Source organism: Neobacillus niacini (assembly GCF_036961885.1).
GTDB lineage: Bacteria > Bacillota > Bacilli > Bacillales > Cytobacillaceae > Neobacillus > Neobacillus niacini_H.
Window position 1 is genome coordinate 139,127 of the sequence record NZ_JBALNQ010000010.1, and the last position, 22,129, is coordinate 161,255.

23 protein-coding genes, 2 pseudogenes and 1 riboswitch are annotated in these 22,129 nt (G+C 37.3%); of the genes and pseudogenes, 7 read left to right on the forward strand and 18 right to left on the reverse strand.

Going from position 1 to position 22,129, the window contains the following annotated elements:
• Positions 1–40: 40 nt before the first annotated feature.
• The 3 genes and pseudogenes from V7124_RS05900 to V7124_RS05910 form a co-directional block, all read right to left on the reverse strand.
• Positions 41–1,180: pseudogene (locus V7124_RS05900) on the reverse strand (vitamin B12-dependent ribonucleotide reductase); the annotation flags it as partial.
• Positions 1,181–1,606: 426 nt separating this feature from the next.
• Positions 1,607–2,479, reverse strand: a complete 873-nt coding sequence (locus tag V7124_RS05905) for an LAGLIDADG family homing endonuclease (protein WP_335487049.1) — start codon at positions 2,477–2,479, stop codon at positions 1,607–1,609.
• 225 nt (positions 2,480–2,704) lie between these two features.
• Positions 2,705–3,493, reverse strand: a pseudogene (locus V7124_RS05910) (ribonucleotide reductase N-terminal alpha domain-containing protein); the annotation flags it as partial.
• A gap of 375 nt (positions 3,494–3,868) precedes the next feature.
• Between V7124_RS05910 and V7124_RS05915 the strand changes: the two are divergent.
• On the forward strand, positions 3,869–4,348 hold the full coding sequence (locus V7124_RS05915) for an SRPBCC family protein (protein WP_335487052.1): 480 nt from the start codon (positions 3,869–3,871) through the stop codon (positions 4,346–4,348).
• Between the two features lie 291 nt (positions 4,349–4,639).
• Here the strand turns inward: V7124_RS05915 and V7124_RS05920 are convergent, their stop codons facing one another.
• On the reverse strand, positions 4,640–5,476 hold the full coding sequence (locus V7124_RS05920) for a lipoate--protein ligase family protein (RefSeq protein ID WP_335487055.1): 837 nt from the start codon (positions 5,474–5,476) through the stop codon (positions 4,640–4,642).
• A 190-nt stretch (positions 5,477–5,666) separates the two neighbouring features.
• On the opposite strand from V7124_RS05920, the gene V7124_RS05925 reads away from it, so the two are divergent.
• The gene (locus tag V7124_RS05925; protein WP_335409063.1) at positions 5,667–6,050 is read left to right on the forward strand and encodes a rhodanese-like domain-containing protein; all 384 of its coding nucleotides are present in this window, start codon (positions 5,667–5,669) and stop codon (positions 6,048–6,050) included.
• Between the two features lie 161 nt (positions 6,051–6,211).
• Here V7124_RS05925 and gcvPB read toward each other — a convergent pair whose 3' ends face one another.
• From gcvPB to gcvT, 3 genes are read right to left on the reverse strand one after another with little or no spacing between them, the layout of a single operon-like run.
• A complete protein-coding gene (gcvPB, locus tag V7124_RS05930; RefSeq protein WP_335487058.1) occupies positions 6,212–7,672 on the reverse strand; it encodes an aminomethyl-transferring glycine dehydrogenase subunit GcvPB in 1,461 nt (486 codons plus the stop codon).
• The gene (gcvPA, locus tag V7124_RS05935; RefSeq protein WP_335487061.1) at positions 7,665–9,011 is read right to left on the reverse strand and encodes an aminomethyl-transferring glycine dehydrogenase subunit GcvPA; all 1,347 of its coding nucleotides are present in this window, start codon (positions 9,009–9,011) and stop codon (positions 7,665–7,667) included. The genes gcvPB and gcvPA overlap by 8 nt, the downstream gene beginning before the upstream one ends.
• Positions 9,012–9,032: 21 nt before the next feature.
• The gene (gene gcvT / locus V7124_RS05940) at positions 9,033–10,136 is read right to left on the reverse strand and encodes a glycine cleavage system aminomethyltransferase GcvT (RefSeq protein ID WP_335487065.1); all 1,104 of its coding nucleotides are present in this window, start codon (positions 10,134–10,136) and stop codon (positions 9,033–9,035) included.
• 195 nt (positions 10,137–10,331) lie between these two features.
• Positions 10,332–10,420, reverse strand: a riboswitch (glycine riboswitch).
• Positions 10,421–10,575: 155 nt separating this feature from the next.
• On the opposite strand from gcvT, the gene V7124_RS05945 reads away from it, so the two are divergent.
• The gene (locus V7124_RS05945) at positions 10,576–12,264 is read left to right on the forward strand and encodes a DEAD/DEAH box helicase (protein ID WP_335487069.1); all 1,689 of its coding nucleotides are present in this window, start codon (positions 10,576–10,578) and stop codon (positions 12,262–12,264) included.
• Complete coding sequence (locus V7124_RS05950; RefSeq protein WP_335487072.1) at positions 12,242–13,033, forward strand: YqhG family protein; 792 nt, start codon at positions 12,242–12,244, stop codon at positions 13,031–13,033. The genes V7124_RS05945 and V7124_RS05950 overlap by 23 nt, the downstream gene beginning before the upstream one ends.
• 73 nt (positions 13,034–13,106) lie before the next feature.
• On the opposite strand, the gene V7124_RS05955 is transcribed toward V7124_RS05950, so the two are convergent.
• The 8 genes from V7124_RS05955 to comGA all read right to left on the reverse strand — a co-directional run bounded on the left by V7124_RS05955 (position 13,107) and on the right by comGA (position 17,365).
• Positions 13,107–13,292, reverse strand: a complete 186-nt coding sequence (locus tag V7124_RS05955; protein ID WP_335409051.1) for a YqzE family protein — start codon at positions 13,290–13,292, stop codon at positions 13,107–13,109.
• A gap of 76 nt (positions 13,293–13,368) precedes the next feature.
• On the reverse strand, positions 13,369–13,752 hold the full coding sequence (gene comGG / locus V7124_RS05960; protein ID WP_335409049.1) for a competence type IV pilus minor pilin ComGG: 384 nt from the start codon (positions 13,750–13,752) through the stop codon (positions 13,369–13,371).
• 4 nt (positions 13,753–13,756) lie between these two features.
• A complete protein-coding gene (comGF, locus tag V7124_RS05965; RefSeq protein ID WP_335409078.1) occupies positions 13,757–14,221 on the reverse strand; it encodes a competence type IV pilus minor pilin ComGF in 465 nt (154 codons plus the stop codon).
• Positions 14,172–14,510 (reverse strand): hypothetical protein, encoded by a 339-nt coding sequence (locus V7124_RS05970; RefSeq protein ID WP_335487075.1) that lies wholly within the window; start codon positions 14,508–14,510, stop codon positions 14,172–14,174. Before V7124_RS05970 ends, comGF begins: the two co-directional genes overlap by 50 nt.
• Entirely contained in the window at positions 14,494–14,928 is a 435-nt protein-coding gene (gene comGD / locus V7124_RS05975; protein ID WP_335487078.1) for a competence type IV pilus minor pilin ComGD, read from the reverse strand. The genes V7124_RS05970 and comGD overlap by 17 nt, the downstream gene beginning before the upstream one ends.
• On the reverse strand, positions 14,928–15,242 hold the full coding sequence (gene comGC, locus V7124_RS05980) for a competence type IV pilus major pilin ComGC (protein ID WP_335409042.1): 315 nt from the start codon (positions 15,240–15,242) through the stop codon (positions 14,928–14,930). The genes comGD and comGC overlap by 1 nt, the downstream gene beginning before the upstream one ends.
• A gap of 19 nt (positions 15,243–15,261) precedes the next feature.
• Entirely contained in the window at positions 15,262–16,314 is a 1,053-nt protein-coding gene (gene comGB, locus V7124_RS05985; protein WP_335487081.1) for a competence type IV pilus assembly protein ComGB, read from the reverse strand.
• On the reverse strand, positions 16,280–17,365 hold the full coding sequence (gene comGA, locus V7124_RS05990; RefSeq protein ID WP_335487083.1) for a competence type IV pilus ATPase ComGA: 1,086 nt from the start codon (positions 17,363–17,365) through the stop codon (positions 16,280–16,282). Before comGA ends, comGB begins: the two co-directional genes overlap by 35 nt.
• A 291-nt stretch (positions 17,366–17,656) precedes the next feature.
• Between comGA and V7124_RS05995 the strand changes: the two genes are divergently transcribed.
• Positions 17,657–18,352 (forward strand): helix-turn-helix transcriptional regulator, encoded by a 696-nt coding sequence (locus V7124_RS05995; protein WP_335409035.1) that lies wholly within the window; start codon positions 17,657–17,659, stop codon positions 18,350–18,352.
• Between the two features lie 79 nt (positions 18,353–18,431).
• Positions 18,432–18,674 (forward strand): DUF2626 domain-containing protein, encoded by a 243-nt coding sequence (locus V7124_RS06000; protein WP_335409033.1) that lies wholly within the window; start codon positions 18,432–18,434, stop codon positions 18,672–18,674.
• 47 nt (positions 18,675–18,721) lie between these two features.
• On the opposite strand, the gene V7124_RS06005 is transcribed toward V7124_RS06000, so the two are convergent.
• Positions 18,722–19,810 (reverse strand): class I SAM-dependent methyltransferase, encoded by a 1,089-nt coding sequence (locus V7124_RS06005; protein WP_335487086.1) that lies wholly within the window; start codon positions 19,808–19,810, stop codon positions 18,722–18,724.
• The gene (locus V7124_RS06010) at positions 19,810–20,445 is read right to left on the reverse strand and encodes an MBL fold metallo-hydrolase (protein WP_335487089.1); all 636 of its coding nucleotides are present in this window, start codon (positions 20,443–20,445) and stop codon (positions 19,810–19,812) included. The genes V7124_RS06005 and V7124_RS06010 overlap by 1 nt, the downstream gene beginning before the upstream one ends.
• 198 nt (positions 20,446–20,643) lie before the next feature.
• Here V7124_RS06010 and V7124_RS06015 point away from each other — a divergent pair, with 198 nt between their 5' ends.
• On the forward strand, positions 20,644–20,820 hold the full coding sequence (locus V7124_RS06015) for a DUF2759 domain-containing protein (RefSeq protein WP_335409028.1): 177 nt from the start codon (positions 20,644–20,646) through the stop codon (positions 20,818–20,820).
• Positions 20,821–20,851: 31 nt separating this feature from the next.
• Here V7124_RS06015 and V7124_RS06020 read toward each other — a convergent pair whose 3' ends face one another.
• Positions 20,852–21,985 (reverse strand): hypothetical protein, encoded by a 1,134-nt coding sequence (locus tag V7124_RS06020; protein ID WP_335409026.1) that lies wholly within the window; start codon positions 21,983–21,985, stop codon positions 20,852–20,854.
• Positions 21,986–22,129 lie beyond the last annotated feature (144 nt).

Consider the following 22,129-nt stretch of genomic DNA (forward strand, 5'->3'; position numbering starts at 1 on the left):
GTTTCGATTATGTGTCACCACATAAAAGCCCAAGTTATTTAGGTGCAACAGTTAATAGGTGTGAGTTACGAATTCCGTTCTCAAGAATAGATTGTCTAATGTCTTCAGGCATTTTCTTCATATAACCAGTGTTAATAAACGCCTGACGAAGACGGTTAGTTTCTTCTTGAGTTTTACCTGTTAAGAATGGGAAGCTTCCCTTTTCTTTAGCTAACTCTACCGATGTTTTATAAGCAGTTGTTGCAATCGTTTCAAAAATCTGATCAACAAGTTGGTTACCTTTTTCAGAACCATACTCTGTTTCACAATAGATTAGTATGTCATGCAGTCCCATAACACCTAGACCAACGCGTCTCTCTCCAAGTGCTTGCTTTTTATTTTCTTCTAAAAAGTATGGTGTTGCGTTAATAACATTGTCCTGCATCCTAACTCCAACTGCTATTGTTTTCTTTAACTTTTCAAAATCAACTGTTTTAGTTTCCTTATCAGCCATTTCTGCTAGATTAACAGCTGCAAGGTTACAAACAGAAAAAGGTGCGAGAGGCTGTTCGCCACACGGATTTGTTGCTACGACTTGCTGGCCATAAGCTTTTGCATTTGTCATGTCGTTGGCATTATCGATAAAGAATATCCCCGGTTCTGCTGAATAGGTTGCGCAAATATTAATAAGGTTCCATAGCTCTTTTGCTTGGATTTTCTTATAAACTCGTACTTTGTGGCCAAGTTTTTCCCACTCGCGAACGTCTCCTACTTTATGCCATTCTTCGTTGTAATTCTTCATTTCCTCTTTACTATAATGTTCAACATATGGGAAACGAAGCTCATACTCACCATCATTTTCAACAGCATCCATAAATTCCTTTGTTAAACAGATTGAAATATTCGCTCCAGTTAGGAATTCTGAATTATGAACAGTATAGTTACCGCCTGTTTGAAGTTTTTCTTCAGCCTCAGCAATGATTTCTTCACCGAAACCACCTAGTCCAGGAATGTGTTTATAATTCACAATACCTTGGTACATTGCCGTCTCCTGGGCAGTTAATGGAGTGAATTTAAGTTTGTCCTTAGCATGTTTCTTAATGGTTTCATCGTTTGTATTTTCAATTAAAAATCGTAGAATTCTAGGGTTTTGCATTTTTGAGATAATAAATTCAATAATATCTGGATGCCACGTACTTACCGTCCCTTTCAGGATATTTACTCTGCCCCTTTAAGACAGACGGACTAGACTATATCATCACCCTCAGCTTAAAACTGGTAGGGGCCGGGCGCTTATGAGAGTTTATTGTTGGGACTCACTCTCTAGTCGTTGAACCTTCGCCATAACCTTTACCCTATGACGCTTGGCTGCAGATTGTCCAATACTTGCAATTTTTAAAGCATTCACGCTCACCGTTTCCAGTCACGTTGTAGCTTGCAAGTCTCTAAGGATTTTCCTGCAATTCACCCGATTTTCTAGTCATTCATTTTCTGAATGACGCGGACTAGTGCACCTTCAATTAATCCGCCAACATTATCATTTGTGCTCCACGCTTTTTTGTTACACTCAAACTCGAGTGGCTAGGTCATTTCTGCCTAGCTCTCATGCTTTCACATGAGATCAGAACTATATCATCAAGGAAGATATCTTTTCAAATTTTCGATTTAACTTTATATCTCCATCTTTATACATTTCTATTCCAATCAACTGGATATCAATTACACTGCTAAGGTATAAATCGGAACAACCCTGTTTCTCAGTAATTGAATTTACATTTTTTGCAAATCCCTTTGATTTTAGAAAGTTTAAAATAGATCTTAACATTTCAACATTGCCAGTAAATCCAAGTCTTGCTTTTAGATATCCATTTCTTTCATAGACTCTTATATGCCCATCTGCATCGAAAAAACCTCTTAAAAAGGACCAATTTAGTCTATCATCATGAAAGGATATCCATTTTTCTTTACCAGTTTTCCTTGGACCAATACCGAGTCTAATTAAATCGTCACACATTTTCGTGGAATTTATTACTAAAGAATATTTATTCCGTTCATTTACTTTATTTTTTTTTCGAAATTTAACATTGTGTTGCATGTTGAATTCTTTAGCAATATCATAAATAAGTTGATTATCTTCTTCAGCTAAAGCAAGAACCAGTCTCTTGGATTTGCCTCGGTCAACTATTGTTCCGTCACCAGTAATGTAACCTAGTATATATGCCTGATTTGGATTTTTAATAGACGCAAAGAAGTTTTCATCATATTTATGAACTTTATTTTTAAGCTTACCTGCTTCTCCAGGTGTTCTTGCTTTGAAGAAGCTAAGCTCATCATTCCAACGTTTAATAGTACCACGATTTAATTTTAACTTTTTGGCAATGTCTACTTGGCTAAAACCACAATTATGGAGATATTTAATTTTCCGAATTAATTCTTCCTTGTCTCGCGCCCCATAGCGTCGTTGCCGGCCATTATGGTTTACTCCTTCCGTTTCTACCATAGAAATATCTCCTTTTTAAAAAGAATTTTTTCAGGTAAGAATTAGGAAGTTTTAATAGTCGTTGAACGTTCATCTTCGTTTCCAAAGATGCTTCGCTGCTGATTGCCCAATCCTTATCATTTTCAGACCTTCACGCTCACCGTTGCCAGTCACGTTGTGGTTGATAAGGCTCTAAGGGTGTTCCAGCAATTCACGAGATTTTAATCCCGCCGTTGGAGTGAGTTAACGGGATCCACCTTGCTCAACCAAATGCGTCAATTTTGCAATATCATCTAACCACGAAACCGAACCAGATGATTTTCCATTTACGCCTCTTGCCAAAGTATTTCTTGGTCGTAATGTCGATCCATTTGTTCCTACACCGCCGCCGCGGCTCATAATTTCCATTACCTGTTTACGGTGATCTGAAATACCTTCACGTGAGTCTGGAACAAAAGGCATTACGTAGCAGTTAAAGAAAGTTACATCTGTTTCTGCTCCTGCACCATAAAGAACACGGCCAGCTGGAATGAAGTTCATCGAAACAAGCTCATTGTAAAACTTTTCAAACCACTCAATTCTCTTCTCTTCTGTATCCTCAACAGATGCTAGTCCAGTTGCATTTCTTTTTGCAATTTGCTCATAGAACAATTCAAGAGGCTTTTCAATTACATCAAGAGACCGCCAAATTAAACCAGTTGTGCTCTCCTCTGGGTCATCCAGGACACCCCTAAATTCCTCGTCTACTAAAACCTTTGCTTTCTTACGCTCCCAATCTATCTCCATGATGTATCCAAGGCCGCGTGCTGGGAATTTTGGATCCTCTTTTATCGTGAGTACAACAAAGTCGCCATTTGTTAGGGTTATTTTTGCAGTGTCTTTGAAGGTGTAACGGTCCAACATGACCAAACGTGAAACACCCTTATGAGTTATTTTCATATCTGGGGTCACTGGGTGCACCTGAGGGAATAAGTGGATATCCTCATTCAACCTTTCAAAATCAATATTCATTTTTTGTCTAAAAACTACAGACATGGAAACAACTCCTTCGAAAATTCTATATCTTGTATGAGATTCTAGTAGTTATGCTAAATCTAGCTGACTTGATATAAATAAATTAACACGATAAAACATATTAATCAATATATAGTACCGAAAATATTTTCGACACTACTACATATTGTGTTTGATACAAAAAACATTTAGTTTGTCAAACTTAAAATAAACTAGAAACAAGAGTAAAGATAAGATATCTATTAAATTTCGGCAAAATACAGTAAAATTTAACAAATTTCGCGGGTTGCTATTTTTATTTAGTAGGTAAAACCTCAACAAAATATAAGTCATATGATTACCATTCATTAAAAAATAGGTATACTTAACAGAGACAATAATTGGGGAGGGAAACTGATGTTAGCACGTATTACTAAGATTGAAAATGGCTATAGGGCCACATTTGAACGACTTCTTAACCATCCAGTAGAAGAGGTCTGGTCCTACCTAACAGATAACGAGAAACTGCCAAGATGGTTTTCAGAGCTTCGTGTAGATGAGTTGCGCGAAGGAGGAGTTATTAAGTTTGATATGGGAAATGGAACTTTTGAGGAAATGGAAATTCTAGAACTAAAAAATCAAGCTGTTTTGGAATATACATGGGGAGACGACATCGTTCGCTTTGAATTGTCTAACCAACCTAATGGATGTTTATTTGTCCTAAAAGAAAAGATTACGAAAATAACCGACCATACTCCAAGAGACCTGGCAGGCTGGCACGTATGTTTAGACGTTATTCATGCATTGCTAGACGGAAGGACAATCGACCGAAAAGAAGAATGGAAAATCTGGTACGAGAAATATGTTAAGGAAATTGAAAAAGTAACTCAGCAATAACAGTTAAGGCGGACTCATTGTGTCCGCCTTTTTTTGGCTATTACATTTTTTGATTTGTTTTATTTTTTAATAGCGTAGTTCATGAAGTCCATTTTCCCTAATTACTATTCTTTACGGGCTTCATGAACCCTTTATGAAGTCCATTTTCTCTGATTACTCCTCTTTTTGGGCTTCATGAACTCTTCATGGGGCCCATTTTCTCTGATTACTCATCTTTTTAAGCTTCATGAACTTTTCATGAAATTTTTTTATCTTAATTCTTATCTTTAAAAAACAATAAATTAACAGAGCCTATCTTTTAAAATTCCACTCATCATTTTCATAACGTTCTTTTGCTATTTTATTAACGTACTCAAGCTCTTCTTCTGTTAATTGGTAGGATTCGAGTTCGATATTAAGCCCCTCTGCAAAACCTTTATAAAAAGCTTCTTTTGCTTCCTCTAATGTTATCCTTCTAGGACTAATATCATTAATTGCCACGGCCTTATTCTTGAATGCCGATTTCATTCGTTCCTTAACTCTCTCATTCGGATATTTAAATAAACTGAACAACTTATCCTCATCTAAATCTAAAAGAATAGCTCCATGCTGCAGGATTACGCCCTTCTGTCTTGTCTGAGCACTGCCAGCAACTTTGCGGCCTTCTACCACAAGTTCATACCAGCTAGGTGCATCGAAACAAACAGCTGAACGAGGATTTTTAAGTGCACTTCGTTCCTCATCTGTTTTTGGTACGGCAAAATACGCCTCTAGTCCTAATTGATGAAATCCTTTTAAGATTCCTTCTGAAATAACACGATACGCCTCAGTAACCGTTTTAGGCATTTCCGGGTGGTCTTCCGAAACAATCACACTGTATGTAAGCTCATGATCGTGAAGCACACCACGACCGCCTGTGGGCCTTCTAACAAAACCTAATCCGTGAGCTTTAACGGCTTCTAAGTCAATTTCCTTTTCAACCTTTTGGAAATATCCAATCGATAGAGAAGCAGGTTCCCATCCATAGAAACGAATCACAGGCGGTATTTTTCCTTCGCTATGCCAATCAAGCAATGCTTCATCTAATGCCATATTAAAAGCTGGAGAACTATTTCCAGAATCGATAAAACGCCATACTTCTTTACTCATATAAAAACCTCATCTTTATGTAGTTTACTCTCGTTTTAGTCTACCAAAATCTGATAGGAATTCAAAACAAGTTGTTTCTGCTATAATGATGAGGGGAAAGTAAAATATTTTGTCGTTTATTCTTTATCTTTGTTGTTTTGACTTATATAATAAAACATAGTGTAACAAGCTTGAAAGGAGCAAAAAGAAATTGAATTCACTTTATCCCCTAATAGTCATTATTCTAGTAGTTTTGGCTTATACCGTTTTCAACTATTTTTATCAAAAGAAGATTGTCAAAACGGTGACAGAAGAAGAGTTTCGTGCCGGTTATCGAAAGGCACAACTAATTGATGTTCGTGAACCGAACGAATTTGATGCCGGGCATATTTTGGGAGCACGAAATATCCCAATGTCTCAATTAAAAATGAGACTGAAAGAACTTCGTCCAGATCTACCTGTATATCTATATGACCAAAACGGTTTGCGAAGTGCTCGAGCTGCGCAAATGTTATACCGAAAAGGATATAAGGACCTTACCCAGCTGCAAGGCGGGTTTAAAAAATGGTCTGGTAAAATAAAAGCGAAAAAGTAAGTCGATGAGGACTTCCCAGTTAGGGAGGTCTTTTTTATTACCGAATACTTTAACTGATTGTTCCCCTATTTTAGCTCTGTGTGATTTACCGGCACAATCAACCCGTCCAACACCACAAAAAAAAAGAGCCAGATTAGAATCTGGCTCTACTAACTTCTATACTATGCTTGTTGATATCTTAAAATAGGTTTACGAGCTGCTGTAGCTTCATCCATACGACCGACAACGGTTGTATGTGGTGCTTCTTGGACGATTTCTGGATTTTCTTCTACCTCTTTGGCTATTTGAATCATGATGTCAACGAAGGCATCCAGCGTCTCTTTCGACTCCGTTTCCGTCGGCTCAATCATAATACACTCCTCCACATTTAATGGGAAGTAAATGGTTGGTGGATGGTAACCAAAATCAAGCAGGCGTTTCGCGATATCCAATGTGCGCACACCTAATTTTTTCTGACGTCTGCCGCTCAATACAAATTCATGCTTACAATGCTTATCAAACGGAAGATCATAATACTCAGCAAGTCTTCTCATCATGTAGTTTGCATTTAATACAGCATATTCAGTAACAGCCTTCAAGCCGTCAGGACCCATAGAACGGATATAAGTATACGCACGAACGTTGATACCAAAGTTACCATAGAATGGCTTTACACGTCCAATTGATTGGGGACGATCATAATCAAACACATATTCGTCGCCGCGCTTAGAAATAATTGGCTTAGGTAAAAACGGAATTAAGTCTGCTTTTACCCCTACTGGACCTGAACCAGGACCGCCGCCGCCATGTGGACCTGTAAAGGTTTTATGAAGATTTAAGTGAACAACATCAAATCCCATATCACCCGGTCTTGCTTTTGAAAGAACGGCATTTAAGTTTGCACCATCGTAATAAAGCTTTCCTCCGGCACCATGGACGATTTCAGCCATTTCCACAATATTTTCCTCGAAAAGTCCAAGGGTATTTGGATTCGTTAACATTAACGCTGCTGTGTCTTCACCAACGACTCTTCTTAAATCGTCAAGGTCTACTAAACCAAATTCATTTGATTTTACAGTAATCGTTTCAAGACCTGCGACTGATGCAGAAGCTGGGTTTGTTCCATGAGCTGAATCGGGAACGATAACCTTCGTACGTTTCAAATCTCCATTTGCTTCATGGTAGGCACGAATCATCATCAATCCAGTCCATTCTCCATGGGCACCTGCAGCTGGCTGTAATGTGACTTCATCCATTCCAGTAATTTCAATTAAATGCTCCTGCAAATCATACAATAACTCAAGAGCACCTTGAACGGAACTTTCATCCTGCAAGGGGTGAACATGAGCAAAACCGTTAAAACGGGCTACATTTTCATTAATTTTCGGATTGTATTTCATAGTACAAGAACCTAATGGGTAGAACCCAGAATCAACACCATGGTTTCTTCTTGATAGTGCAGTGTAGTGGCGCATAATATCAAGCTCTGAAACCTCAGGGAGCTCTGGCTCCTCGCTGCGTAAATATCCTTCAGGAAGAAGGCTGCTAAGGTCTAATTCAGGAACATCCATTTCAGGGAGGCTGTAGCCAATTCTGCCTGGGGTACTAAATTCAAAAATGAGTGCCTGGTCTTGGTTATGCATGCAAATCCCCCACTTCTTTTACAAAAATATCAATTTCATCCTTCGATCTTTGTTCTGTTACGGCAACCAGCATATGGTTTGCAAGCTCTGGATAGTCGCGTCCTAAATCGTAGCCGCCGATGATTCCTTTTTGTAACAGCGCTTGGTTAATCTCTTTTACTGGTTTATTCAATTTCACAACAAATTCATTAAATGAGTGGCCCTCATAGACAACGTCAAAGCCAGCTTCTTTAAATTCAGTTTTTGCATAATGTGCCTTCTGCAGATTAGCAGCCGCCATATCACGTACGCCTTTTTTACCAAGGGCCGTCATGGCAACCGATGCAGCCAAAGCGTTTAACGCTTGGTTCGAACAAATATTTGATGTCGCTTTATCTCGGCGGATATGCTGTTCACGAGCCTGTAATGTTAAAACAAATCCACGGCGTCCTTGATCATCTGTCGTCTGACCGACGAGACGTCCTGGTACCTTTCGCATTAACTTAGTAGTAACGGCAAAATACCCGCAGTGTGGTCCTCCAAACGCAGTAGGAATTCCAAACGGCTGTGCATCACCGATAACAATGTCGGCACCAAACTTACCTGGAGGTGTTAAGACCCCTAGAGAAAGTGGATTACTTGAAACGACAAATAATGACTTGTTCGCATGGACAATTTCTTCAATTTCCTTTAATGGCTCAATCCGACCAAAGAAGTTCGGATACTGAACAATTACTGCTGCAATCTCTTCGTTCGCCAAAGCCTTTAAAGCATTAATATCTGTTACACCGTTAGAAACTGGCACCTCAATCACTTCAAGGTACTGACCTTTTGCATACGTTTTGAGGACTTCCCGGGATTCAGGATGAACGGCTTCTGAAACGATGATTTTCTTTCGTTTTGTATGCCCTGCACTCAACATTGCTGCTTCAGCTAGAGCAGTGCCGCCATCATACATAGATGAATTTGCAACATCCATACCTGTTAATTCGCAGATCATCGTCTGAAATTCAAAAATTGCTTGAAGTTCACCTTGAGAGATTTCAGGCTGATATGGTGTATAAGCTGTATAAAATTCAGAACGGGAAATAACGTGATCGACGATGACCGGCATGTAGTGGTCATATACCCCAGCTCCTAAAAAGGAAGCATTTGTTTTTAAATCAGCATTACGGGATGCCATTTTGAAAAGTTCTTTCATTAGGGCAGTCTCTGATTTTGCTGCTTTGATATTGTATTCGCCTTTAAACCTTACTTTTTCTGGGATATCACTAAATAAATCATCCACCGAGCTAACGCCAATTGTTGCAAGCATTGCCTTTTTATCTTCTTCAGTCATAGGTAAATATCGATGTTTCATAAACCTAATCTCCCCTCGTGTCTACTTTTCTCGTTTATAAAAAGGTGTTGGTACTACTATCGCCTTTAATCGTTTACCGCGAATTTCAACTTCAATTTCGGACTCAAGAACTGCATGTTCGCTTTTAATAAGGACAAGACCAATATTCCTTTTCAAGGTCGGTGATTGAGTACCTGTTGTTACCTCACCAATTAGCTCCTCGCCTTTAAAGACTGGATATCCATGACGTGGTATTCCACGGTCAATCATTTCGATTCCTACTAACTTTCTAGCTGCACCGTTTTCTTTTTGCAGCTTTAGGGCTTCTTTTCCAATAAAATCAGCTTCTTTATTTAACTTAACAACAAAGCCTATTCCCGCCTCTAATGGGGAGATTTCAGGTGATAACTCTTGACCATACAGTGCAAGAGTCGCTTCAAATCGAAGCGTGTCTCTGGCACCTAAGCCACATGGTACAACACCTTCCTCTTCTCCAGCTGATAAGATTGCCTTCCAAAGTTCAACAGCATCTGCTGAATCACAATAGATTTCAAATCCATCTTCTCCGGTATAACCAGTTCGTGAAACAAGTGCATTTTTACCGTTAACTTTCACTTCCTGTTGGAATTTAAAAAAGCCAATTCCACTTACATCGCTATCACTGGCAAGCTTTAAAAGAACTTTTTCCGCTAATGGTCCTTGCAGGGCCAATTGTGCCATCTTTTCTGACTGATTATCTATCGAAACATTCCCATCTAAATGCTCTTCCAGCCATTTATAATCTTTATCAATATTTGAGGCGTTAACAACCAATAAATAATGCTCGTCCTCTATTTTATATACAAGCAAATCATCAACAGTACCACCATTTTCATAGCACATAGCTGTATACTGTGCTCCACCATTTTTAATTTTTGAAATGTCATTTGTCATCATCTTTTGCAAGTAGCTTAAACTGTCTGGTCCCGTGACGATGATCTCTCCCATATGAGAAACATCGAATAAACCTGCTCTTGTGCGGACAGCTTCATGTTCTTCCTTGATACTTGAGAATTGGACAGGCAGTGCCCAGCCCCCGAAATCAATCGTTTTTCCACCATATTCCTTATATACTTCATATAGCGGAGTGCGTTTTAATTCAGTCATCATTAATCCCCCTTTGAACAAAGATGTTTTCATTCATTGTTACCAATTGCTGATTCTAAGTGCAAAAAACAACAAAAAAGGACAGAAACCTCCCCTTTTCAAAAAGAAGGTCTCTGTCCTTGCACCTGAAAGTTTACCTTAGTTGGCTTTCCCCTTTGGTGGCTGCTCTCTAATAGTCAGCACTCTCCAGAGCTGCGTCAAACAAGAGTTCTTTTGCCTGAGAGATTCACACAGTGTGCTTGCTCCTTCGGCGCTACAATTGTAGTCTCTCCCCTTGCCATCATCCGCATTATAATAATTTCAGAATCGGGTCATACTAAAATATACATCCATAAAAAAATATTTTATTACAATATTTTAAACTTTCAAAAGCTACATCCATCCTACCATTAAATGATAGCATTCAGCAATAAATTTTTGTGCTAAAGGAGCGTAAACCATGAATGTTCAAATAGAATTTGATTCCTCCTGGCAGGATGAATTTTTACATAGGATTGAGAACGATGGACCATGGGGAAATTGGGAACTTTTTAAACTCGCAGTTGGAGTGGAAAAACATCTAATTATCCCTGAATTTGAAGGCTTACAAGCAACAAATCATTTACCAAACCTGACCCCGCTTCCACATCAACTTGAAACGGCAAAACAAGTGATTGAAAATATGAATGGAAAAGCTATTCTTGCTGATGAAGTTGGGCTTGGTAAAACTATAGAAGCTGGTCTCATTTTGAAAGAATACATGATTCGTGGACTCGTAAAAAAGGTTCTAATTCTCGTGCCCGCTTCCTTAGTGACACAGTGGTCATATGAACTGAATAGTAAATTTTTCATTCCCGCCGTTTCCCAAAGGAAAAGCTATGTTTGGGAGCAGTGTGATGTTGTCGTCTCATCTATTGATACAGCTAAGCGGACTCCTCATCGTGATATTATCAATAAGCTGGACTACGATCTAATTATTATTGATGAGGCCCACAAGCTTAAGAATAATAAGACAAAAAACTATGAGTTTGTTCAAAATTTAAAAAAGAAGTTTTGTCTGCTCCTCACTGCAACCCCGATTCAAAATCGTATTGAGGAAATCTTTAATCTTGTTTCACTATTAAAACCAGGGCATTTAGGAAGTGAATCCGTATTTTTTGATAAATATAAACGGGACGCCCGCTCCTTAAATGATAATGAGCATTTAAAAGAACTGGTAAATAAGGTAATGATTCGAAATCGTCGTGCCGATACGGGAATTGAATGGACCAAAAGGCATGTTGAAACGATTGCAATTGAATGTACTCGGGAAGAAAAAGAATTATATGAAGCCATTACCAATTTAAAAAGCGAAGGGGATTGGATACAAACAAGCGCTTTTTCTGTTATGACCTTGCAGCGAGAAGCATGTAGCAGTCGTGAGGCTGTTTTTTATACTCTCAAAAATATGCTGCAAAAAAAGGAGAATCCAACACAGGCATTTGAAGATCAAATTCAATATTTAATTTCTAAAGTTGAAGCAGTCCAAACGAATTCAAAAGCTGAAAAGGCATTGGAATTAATCCAAAAAATTAATGATAAAGTCATTATTTTTACTGAGTACAGGGCAACCCAAATGTACTTGCAATGGTATTTAAAGCAAAACGGGATTTCCTCTGTCCCGTTCCGCGGCGGATTTAAACGCGGCAAAAAGGACTGGATGCGCGAGCTTTTCCAAAAGCATGCACAGGTTTTAATTGCGACCGAAGCTGGCGGGGAAGGAATTAACCTGCAATTCTGTAATCATATTATTAATTTTGATTTACCTTGGAATCCAATGAGACTTGAGCAAAGAATCGGGAGGATTCATCGTCTCGGTCAGGAAAAGGACGTGATGATCTATAATTTCGCGATCCAGAACACAGTTGAAGAACATATATTAAAGCTTCTATATGAAAAAATTGAGTTATTTGAAAAAGTAATTGGCGATTTAGATGATATATTAACAAAGTTAGACTTCGGAAATATTGAAGATCATTTAATTGATATATTTGGACAATCCTGCTCTGAGGGCGAAATGCGAATTAAGATGGAAAACCTTACATCTATGATTGATTTAGCAAAAGATATTAAGGAGGAAGGCTCACATGCAGCAGCTGGAAATTCATAACTTTCTCATTCGTTATTTTCAAGCTAACGAATGTCAAATAACAGAGAATGGCCCAGGTTACATAACTGTACAGTTATCTATCGAGCTCGATAAGGAACTAATGAATCGGCCATTTTATTGGCATTACTTAGAAAAAACTGGTGGAGTTCCAAATCCCATGAAGCTGACATTTATTACAAACCCACAAATTGCAAATGAAAATATAAAGGGTGAAACCATACATTTTGGTTCTCCACGACTGCACCAAATTTTTCAATCAACAAAAAAGCTTGCAAGTTACATTAGGCTTTATGAAAATCATCAAAATAACAATCAACAAACTCCGTTAATGCCATGGCTGTGTATGAATGTTAAGATATCCTATCAATGCGACCGTAAACGGGATATTTATAAATCGATTGGGTTACAGCTAATTAATGGACAAATGGTGGAGGAATTCGATGATATTCTACAGAATGTTCAGCTGACTCCGAAAATACCAGACTATTCCTTTACTTTATCACCGCTTGTAAGACCCAAAAGTGGGCTATCAAGGATTGAAACCTATCTGAAGGCAATGATTAAAGAAGATGACCATTCTTGGGCAGAGGATGCACGGAAGCGCTGGGAGCAGGATTTAAAGCTCCTCGATCATTTTTACGAAGATGTAGAGGGTGATAATGAAAATTATCAAACCGAGAAAAAGGCATTACAGGATCAGTATGAGCCAAAAATAAATATATCGTTTATTAATGGTGGGTTGTTTTATTTAACCGATAGAGCCGTATAACAAGAAAAGCGGAATAGGCTTGTTGCTGGAGCTAGACAAAAAAAGGTAAAGAAGCAGATTTGGATCTGCTTCTTTACCTTTTTCTTTTCTTCTTAACTTCAATATAAAAAATATAAGGGAGAATACCGAACCAGCGATACCAAAAAGATGCTTTTGCTAACTTCCGCTCTTCTCGCAGTCGTTTTCGTTCATCTTTTGGCTGGTCCGCATATTTAACCAAGGTTTGCGTCATATATTTTACATAATCATTTGTTTTCATGGACACACCTGCCTTAATCTTTTCACTAAAAGTATGTCCATGTGAATTCATTTCAAACTGCTAATTACTAGAACCTTTAATTAATTTCAGTCCATTTTATCATTTTCTTGGAAGCAATATCAAAAAAACCTCGTCCTATCACCGTTTCCCCTGTGTTCATTTTTAGGGTGAAGTTAATTTTCTGGACTGTTCCAATTGGACTATCAGCCTGATACTCCATTTTACCCTTCAAATAGGTAAACGAGCCTTTAGCTGGGAAAACAATACCCGATTCCATTAATTTTTCTATTTTCTTTGTCGAAGAATGAAAATAATAATCTTGTTGAAGTATTACAGCTGTTTCACGAGCTAATTTCCTTTCAGTTAACAGTTGTTCTACACGAAAGGAGAAGACAGTTAAAAATAAGATCAGCACAACTAAAGTCAATGGGTATGTAAATCCTTTTTCATTTTTCCTCATTTGCCTAAACCCACTTAATATAAGAATGCACCACAACACGATATTCCTTTCCCCAAACATCAACTACAAAAATTTCTACCGAGTTCTTGATTCTTGTAAAAGTAACCAAAGATACATTTTGCAATAACGTTTCATGCCCAGTAGAGTTTACTCGCCTTCTTATATTACTGCCATATTTCTCATAATAAATTGATTCATTATTATTCGTTAGCACTAACCTGCCTGAAATTACCTCCACCTTAGAACTAATTCGGATTTCCTTTTTTATCTGACTGCAAAAAACATCCCATTCCATCTCCTGAAGTCTTCCATTTATATCTTTATTTTCTAACATAATTTGAAACAACGGAACCATAAAAAATACAATTATTGTAAAAATAGAGAGTGCAAATATCACTTCGAGAAGCGTAAAGGCCTTTTCATTCGAGCACTCCACAGACTTGAGTTCGAGGGAGCCATGTTTGTTCATCAACTTTTACGCACACCTCCTTTTGTCCACCACTAGCCGCTTGATTCCAGTAAACCTGATATTCAATCCCATTATGAAGGATAGAATATGTTGAATTTGATCTGTCTTCCAATAAGTTATTTTGTAGTTCTTCAAATAGCAGTTGACTAGCCTTTTTATCTCTTACCAGTTGTTGGTATTGATTGGCTAAATCTGCTAACAAAGGTATAAAAAATACACAGAGCATGAACAAAGCTGACAAGGATAATAGGAGCTCCAGTAAAAAGAATCCATCATTCTTCGATAACATAAAACCGTCCCTTTCCAATCAAAACGGTTAATCTTAATAGTTTTTTTGGTGTACGAATAAAGAGTGATCCGAATCTATCCACATTCCCGGTCGGATTAAATTTAAAAAATAACGGGATCGTGCCTTGAGTTACTCTAATATTTGGAGAATGATTTCTTTCGACAATTCGATTACTGCCTGCTACGATTGTGTACCTATGTTCGTGCTCAAAGAAGCTAACTTTTACTTCCATCTGATGGGATATCGCATATTGTTGTCCGTAATATAAATCTGCTTTTAACTGGGAAATAAATGCCTTTTCATTTGCTGAAGTGTATTGTGGTTTAATATTAAAGGCTGTTATCGAGGAAATAATTAAAAGGATGGAGAGAACAATCAATGATTCAATTAAGGTAAAACCCTTCTGATTGTGAAGCATTAATTAGTTTTGGCTACAGCAGTTACTTTTCCTTCTGAATCGATCGTTACTACTTTTGTTCCATTTGGACAACCGGTTGAGTCTGCATTTAAATACTCCCCTGAACTAAGTTGTTCCATAGTAGGAACTTGATTATTTTCAAGCATATAAGACTGTACCTGGGCTTGAACCATCTTTACGTATGCCTCACAGCCTTTGTTGTTAATATTTGTATTATGTCTAGCAACATTTGGTATTGTAATAATTAATAGAACCGAAATAACTAACATTACAATCATCATTTCAACAAGTGTAAAACCTTTTTCATTTTTCATCATACATTCCTCCTATTTTTCATATTCCATCTAATAAATTAAACATCGGTAACAATATAGCTAAGTACATCGAGACAACTAGAAATCCAATAAAAAGATAGAGAACCGGCTGGATCATTTTTATACATTTTTCGATTTGTTCTTCCATGTTCAATACGCAGTGCTGGCTAAAGAAAAGTAATTCTTGTTCTAGCTTCCCATTTTCTTGCCCATGTTTGATGATCATGCCGAATTCCTTTTCAAAGAATGGAAAACAAGCTAAAATCGACTCTAGTTTTTCACCAGTTAATAGCTTTTTCTTAATTTCAACCCCCAGCTTGCTATAAAATGGTTGTCTGTGATTCTTCTCAAATATTTGCAGAGCTTCAAGCACTGAAATTCCCCCTGCTAATAGAAAACTTAATTGAATGGAAAAATAATGAGTAAACAATAATTTAAAGATGCTACCTACAATTGGAATTTTTACAAGCTGTGCCCTTTGCTGTAGGACAGATATTTTTCTATATCCAAAGGTATAATAGATTGCACCCAGTCCCAAGAAAATCAAACAGCCTGCTATTATAGAAGGAAAGTACACATCAAAGGAGTATAGGACCTTCATAAAAAAGTTTGCTTCTAATCCCATCGATTGAAAGAGGTTTGTAAATTTGGGAAGCAGTGATTTTTGGACAAACACAAATAATATACCCGTAATAAACATTAGCAAGGCTGGATATTGCAATAGTTTTAAAAGCTTTTTCCTATCCTTTTCCTTTACCATGGCCAGATTGCTGCCTTCTAAAAGTGCCTCGGCAAAGCTGCCGTGCTGTTCCGCAAAGTAGACATAACCAATCAAGTCCTTATGAAAGCCAAGATTTCCTAAAACATCATGAAATGCAATTCCATTTCTTAAATCAATCAAACAATTATACAACTCCTCCTTTCGACTATTTGATAAGTGCAAGGAGATAGATTCAATGGCTTCTGCAATTGGGTAACCTCGTGCCAGCAATTCTCCAATTTGCTTTAATAGCTTAGCCTGCTCATTGACCGACCAATTACGGCGCTTCATGATCATACACCAAGCGTTCATATTCCGATTCTTTAATATAACCAAGAGCAATTCCTTTGTTTATGACTTCCTTTACTGTCTTGTATCGTGAGATAATCTCTTCCCCTTTGGCTTCTTTCATCGCAGCATTTAGGTTTCTTCCAGATAATAATTCAAAAACACTCGCTCTTTTCCATCTTCCATAGGAATAGCAGAACGGCGAACACTCACCTTGGCAAAATGGGCATGTAAGCTCTACTAATCGCTGTGCAGTTACCGCTATAAGGGTTTGTTCTACTTCTAACCAATTGACCCCAAATTCATGAAGTCGATAAACTGCACCCTTCGCATCCCTCGTATGCATCGTCGACAGTACTAAATGTCCTGTCAATGCAGCCCGCACTGCAATTTTGGCTGTTTCTGCATCACGGATTTCGCCAACCATAATAATGTCAGGATCATGCCGTAGAATTGCCTTCAAACCGGCCGCATAGGTCACACCTGCTTTTTCATTCACTTGTATTTGTAAAACAGAGTCGTAGTTTTTTTCGATGGGGTCTTCAAGTGTGATCACATTGCGATGAAAAAGATGGGCGGTTTCATTTAACAAGGAATAAAGCGTTGTCGTTTTTCCTGATCCAGTTGGACCTGTGAAGATTATTAAACCGTGAGCATGTTTAAGGAGCGCTAGTAATTTTCTGGTCATACCTGGAAATAGTGAAAGTTGGTGAAAGGGAATCTGTTCTTGTTGGGGCAGCAGTCTAATGACAAGACTTTCTCGGTTGTTGGATGGAAGCGTTGAGAGTCTAAGACCCATTAATTTTCCATCGACCTCACAAAAAATCGCACCGCTTTGGGGACGTCTTCGTTCTCCGATATCCATATTAGCTGTAAATTTAAAATGAGAAATTAATCTGTCGCATTCATCTTTTGGAAGTGATAACCGGGGAATAAGTTTGTTTGTTAAGCGGATTTGAATGAGTGTGTCTTTCTTTCTGGGAACAATGTGGATATCTGTTGCTTGATTTCGGGCTGCATCTGTAATAATTCTATTTGCTAGTATTTCGATATCGCTAACAATATGTAACACCACCTTTTATTTTGTCTTTGTAGTAATTCGACATCTTTCAAGCTTTTCCTTCATGATTCTTCTTTTTTTAAAAAAATATTTTCTTTTTTTTCCATTCTCCTGCAACTAAAAAATATCTATTGACATACATACTGTATATGCTTTGTATATAATTTGTATAACATAGAAACTTCCAAAAGTCTAGAATTGTGAACAATTTCTAAACATATAGTGTTAACATTGTTAACCTCATTCCCATGTATAAAATGCTGTATTATAATTGGATTAAATTATGGGGGTTTGAGGTGAACAGAGATGGAACAAACATTAAAGATAACAAATGTTTTATCAGATCCAACAAGATACTACATCTATCAGTACATTACAAAACGTCACCAAGAAGTTACAGTACAAGAGGTGGCAGAGAATTTTAATATCCATCCCAACGTTGCAAGATTACATTTATCGAAGCTTGAAGATGTAAATATGTTAGTTTCTGAAACAAAAAAGACTGGCAAAGGTGGAAGACCAAGCAGATTATATCGTCTATCAGATGATGTAATTCAATTGCACTTCCCTTTCCGAGATTACATGCTTCTTTCTAAAGTAGCTATTTCTACAATGCTCACATTAGGTGAAACAGGTAAACAAGCTCTTTACTTGACTGGAAAGCGATTTGGTACTGAGGTAATCGATCAGGAAAAGGCAAGAAGATCCTTTGGAGAAGAAATAGATTTTGATCAAAAGCTATCTATATTAAAAAGTGCTGCAACATTAGCAGGATTCTACCCAGAATTTGAAGCAAATGGAGATCAAACAAAAATTTTCTTTCAGATTTATAATTGTCCTTTCAAAGAAGTGGCTGAGGAACACGAAAGTGTTTGTGCCATGCATCATGAGTTTCTAAAAGGAATGTTTGAGGCTTTGTTTGATTCAGTGGAGTTAATTGAAAAAGAAAATATTATTTCTGGTTGTGAAACTTGCTCTTACCAGGCACTTGTTACAAACTAATTTGAAAGCTTATTTACTTTTGACCTCCTTTTCTTTATAATATTGCTGATGGTACCATAGGGGAAAAGGAGGGATACATATGGATCGCATGTACAGAGTTTTGGGTTTTTGGACGGGGATTTTTACCGTTATGTTCTATCTTGGTGATATGGATAAAACCGCAATGCTGTTCTTGGCTCAAACTGGATTCTTTGTTTTGTTAAGCTACCTTAAACTATCCGAACGTATGTATATGTATGTTTTCTGTGGATATTTAACTGTATTCTTCGCAGGCTTCACTTATTGGTCAACTTTTATGATGCCACTAGGTGGAGGACATTGAGAAGATAGCAACAGATAAAAAACACCGGAGCTTTTCTCCGGTGTTTTTTATGCTTCGAAAAGATGACCATCTTTTATCCCTTTTTGTTGAATAAGCAAGTGAAAAAACGTGCTAATTCCTGCTGGCATAATTAAACTTCGTATCGCCCGATTCCGTTTACTAACCTCTGAAAAAGGATTTGGATCATAATGATTTTCTAATTCCTTTAAAATTCCTGCTTTTAGTAAAAACTCATCCTGTCTAAGCTTCGAATAAAAATTTAAACCTTCTTGCTCACCTTTTTGTATCAGCCAATCAAAATGAATATGTGTAGTAATGTCCATTTCTCCAGGGTGCTCCAAAACATCATGAATCATTTGATGCTGATAATATCCTCTTAAGCTTCCCTTTATTCTTGAAGGGTGGTTCCAGTCTTCTTTGGTATAACCATAATCGGCTGTAACCACAATCCCTTTTGTTAGAACCCTTGAAATATCCCGCACCATCTCTTTCATTAACAAAGGTACTTCCAGTCGCTGCTTTTCTTTTAATTCCAATCCAGTTTCCTCCAAAAAAGAGAGAATGGATGGATTTGTTAACGACACCTTGTCCTCATACAACGAATTATTTTTAATACCTACCATCTTTTCAAACAATTGACCGTTCTCTTTCTCTATTACATGAACCGGCAGGGCATCAAATAATTCATTTGAGAAGACCATTCCTTCAAATGGCTCAAGATCGTTAAGTGTACTTACTTGGACAATAGAATAATGGGATTTTAATAACTCATTCTGCAATTTCAAATGGTACGGACTGCTTTCCACTATTATGTACTTTAACGGAATTTTGATGGAATCCTCCCAGTCCTGTAAAAAAGCATGGGCAAAACGTCCATTCCCAGCACCAATCTCACAAAAAGCAGGCTCTAAACCTATTTTTTCACAAATACCAGCAAACCATTTCGCGATGATTCGACCATATACATCGGAAATATTGCTGGTCGTAATAAAATCTCCTTGGCTGCCGATTTTTTGTTTATTTTTCATATAGTAGCCTAAATCAGGGTGATAGAGGGCAGCATCAATGTATTCTGCATAGGAAATCAAACGATTTGGTGAGTTTGCAATTACACTCTTTAAAAAATCAATCATCATTAAAACCCATGTAAAAACGGATTACTGTCCATTTCTTCTCCAATTGAGGTTATTGGTCCATGTCCAGACAAGACTTCAGTTTCCTCGGGTAAAAACAATAATTTTTCATGAATACTCTTCATTAGTTGTTTATTATTACCCCCTGGGAGGTCTGTTCGTCCAATACTGTTTTGAAATAAAGCATCACCCGATACTACAAAACCTGCTTTTTCAAAGTAGTATGATACACTTCCAGGAGAGTGGCCTGGTGTCTCTAATAAGGTGAAGGAGAAACCTTCAATAGTAATAGTTTCTTCTTTTGTAAGGACATAGTCTGCTTTTTTCACTTTTATTAAATCTTGCATTTTAAAAAACTTGGAACCATTTAATGCTGGGTCGGTTAACCAGTCTTCTTCCTCTTCATGAATATAAACAGGAATTTTGTAATAGTCTCTTACCTCATCAACCCCGCCGATATGGTCAAAATGTCCATGTGTTAAAAAAATCGCAATTGGCTTCAGTTCCTTTTTCGTTATCCACTTAATTAACTTCTTCCCATCACTGCCTGGATCAAAAATCAGACAGGTTTTTTCAGGACTTTCAACTATGTAACAATTTGTTTGTAACACCCCAAGGGGGATTTGTGACCATTTCATTTTTTTCACTACCTCCAACTATTTTACCTTAATCTCATTTTACACTATAAATGCTATATTTCTAACTTTTTTAGCCCTCGACAAATGAAGAAAAAGAATATAAAATAGGAAACGAATGTATACAATATTCTTACATAACAATCTTAAGAAGTAAGTTGAGCTAAGCTCAAGTATTATCTAATAAAGGGGGCTTTATTAATGGGAGTAGTTATTATTTTTGCTTTGGTTGCCATACTTGCTGCTTACGGCGCCTTCACTGCCCTAAAAAATAAAAATTTCTTAGGAGCATTTTTTGGAGTAGCATCACTAGCTGTTTTTGGCTGGTTTGCAATTATGACTTTGATAGAAAGTGGGTTCCCCACTGGAACACACTAAAAGAAATGAAAGACTGCCGAATGGCAGTCTTTTACTTTTTTACGAACTGATAAATTACTTTTTTAGTTAAATCAATGATTTGTTCATATCGATTTCCATACAATGCTGCTTCGCCTGAAGGTGATAATAGCAAAGGTTCATTCTTCAGACCTTGTAAAATTAGATTACTCTTATCTTTATGGATATCATAGCTTATAAGTTCAAACCCCTCAGAGTAAGCATCGGCTTCAGCACTTTTCAAAGGCTTAAGGGTAATGAATTTTCCTGTACTCTCATTGAAATCATAAAAAGGGATTAACCATCCTGAAAATATTGATAAATGAGGTATTGAGAAAGAATTTAGTGGCGTTTTCTCCTTGTCATAAAAGGTATAAGTGGCCTGTAATTTTTCTTTATCCTTTACACTCACTGCCATTAAAATATTTTGATAGTTTGAAAATTGGAGGACTTCGGCTAGTATTTCTTCTTCTCCATCGGTTCCTAAATGCTTCCTCACAAGCGGTGCAAAAAGAGCTGGACTAGTCTCATCCCAGTTTAAAAATGCAACTTCTTCTTTATTTATCCACTTAACAAATGGTTGAGGAATCGATAAGTCAGATATTTTATTTAGCTCTATATCTAAAAGGAGCATTTGAAATGTCCAATCCTCATTAAAGGAAGAAATTAGAATTTGAGATTCATTAAATTGGTTCCATTCAAAGCCTAATTCATAGGATGGGATAGATTTTTTTATGATTTCTGAGCCATCCGAAGTTACTATAATAACTTGTCCCTCATAGGTGGAAGGGGATGTTTGTATTAGTATATTCTTTTTGGATGGGCTAATTTGTACGTTAACGATTGGCGCTTCACTACCATAGAGTAATTCGCTTTTACCTGTTAGAAGATCATAAAAGTATACCGACGATGATTGCTCAATATTTGTTATATAGAGTAGTTCATGGTCGGTAAGCCAACCGCCAATTTTATAAAATTCACCTTCAGGAATTTCAATTGGGAGTTTCCATGCATGAACCGGCTTTGATGGCGGGTCATTTTGTTTTTCCACATCTTCTGAAGGGTTCGGCTTGGCATCCTTTTCATGCGTGCAAGCACTAAAAAAAGAGGCAAAAACGAGCAAAAACGAAATTTGAACAATAAATTTTATTACCTTGTTATGCTGCATTTTCCCCCTCCCTCCATTTCCTTCATATAATTAGTACGTTTTCTTTACAAAAATGTTTCAATAATTACAGGAATATTCTAGAAATAAGAAAAAAGTCGCATATGTACGACTTTTTCTTATCCACAAATGATCAACACAATAGTT

Bases quoted from the DNA above. Each gene is read 5' to 3' on its own strand.
- V7124_RS05905 (WP_335487049.1), bottom strand. From the start codon at position 2,479: ATGGTAGAAACGGAAGGAGTAAACCATAATGGCCGGCAACGACGCTAT.
- V7124_RS05915 (WP_335487052.1), top strand. From the start codon at position 3,869: ATGTTAGCACGTATTACTAAGATTGAAAATGGCTATAGGGCCACATTT.
- V7124_RS05920 (WP_335487055.1), bottom strand. From the start codon at position 5,476: ATGAGTAAAGAAGTATGGCGTTTTATCGATTCTGGAAATAGTTCTCCA.
- gcvPB (WP_335487058.1), bottom strand. From the start codon at position 7,672: ATGCATAACCAAGACCAGGCACTCATTTTTGAATTTAGTACCCCAGGC.
- gcvPA (WP_335487061.1), bottom strand. From the start codon at position 9,011: ATGAAACATCGATATTTACCTATGACTGAAGAAGATAAAAAGGCAATG.
- gcvT (WP_335487065.1), bottom strand. From the start codon at position 10,136: ATGACTGAATTAAAACGCACTCCGCTATATGAAGTATATAAGGAATAT.
- V7124_RS05945 (WP_335487069.1), top strand. From the start codon at position 10,576: ATGAATGTTCAAATAGAATTTGATTCCTCCTGGCAGGATGAATTTTTA.
- V7124_RS05950 (WP_335487072.1), top strand. From the start codon at position 12,242: ATGCAGCAGCTGGAAATTCATAACTTTCTCATTCGTTATTTTCAAGCT.
- V7124_RS05955 (WP_335409051.1), bottom strand. From the start codon at position 13,292: ATGAAAACAAATGATTATGTAAAATATATGACGCAAACCTTGGTTAAA.
- comGG (WP_335409049.1), bottom strand. From the start codon at position 13,752: ATGAGGAAAAATGAAAAAGGATTTACATACCCATTGACTTTAGTTGTG.
- comGF (WP_335409078.1), bottom strand. From the start codon at position 14,221: ATGAACAAACATGGCTCCCTCGAACTCAAGTCTGTGGAGTGCTCGAAT.
- V7124_RS05970 (WP_335487075.1), bottom strand. From the start codon at position 14,510: ATGTTATCGAAGAATGATGGATTCTTTTTACTGGAGCTCCTATTATCC.
- comGD (WP_335487078.1), bottom strand. From the start codon at position 14,928: ATGCTTCACAATCAGAAGGGTTTTACCTTAATTGAATCATTGATTGTT.
- comGC (WP_335409042.1), bottom strand. From the start codon at position 15,242: ATGAAAAATGAAAAAGGTTTTACACTTGTTGAAATGATGATTGTAATG.
- comGB (WP_335487081.1), bottom strand. From the start codon at position 16,314: ATGAACGCTTGGTGTATGATCATGAAGCGCCGTAATTGGTCGGTCAAT.
- V7124_RS05995 (WP_335409035.1), top strand. From the start codon at position 17,657: ATGGAACAAACATTAAAGATAACAAATGTTTTATCAGATCCAACAAGA.
- V7124_RS06000 (WP_335409033.1), top strand. From the start codon at position 18,432: ATGGATCGCATGTACAGAGTTTTGGGTTTTTGGACGGGGATTTTTACC.
- V7124_RS06005 (WP_335487086.1), bottom strand. From the start codon at position 19,810: ATGATGATTGATTTTTTAAAGAGTGTAATTGCAAACTCACCAAATCGT.
- V7124_RS06010 (WP_335487089.1), bottom strand. From the start codon at position 20,445: ATGAAATGGTCACAAATCCCCCTTGGGGTGTTACAAACAAATTGTTAC.
- V7124_RS06015 (WP_335409028.1), top strand. From the start codon at position 20,644: ATGGGAGTAGTTATTATTTTTGCTTTGGTTGCCATACTTGCTGCTTAC.
- V7124_RS06020 (WP_335409026.1), bottom strand. From the start codon at position 21,985: ATGCAGCATAACAAGGTAATAAAATTTATTGTTCAAATTTCGTTTTTG.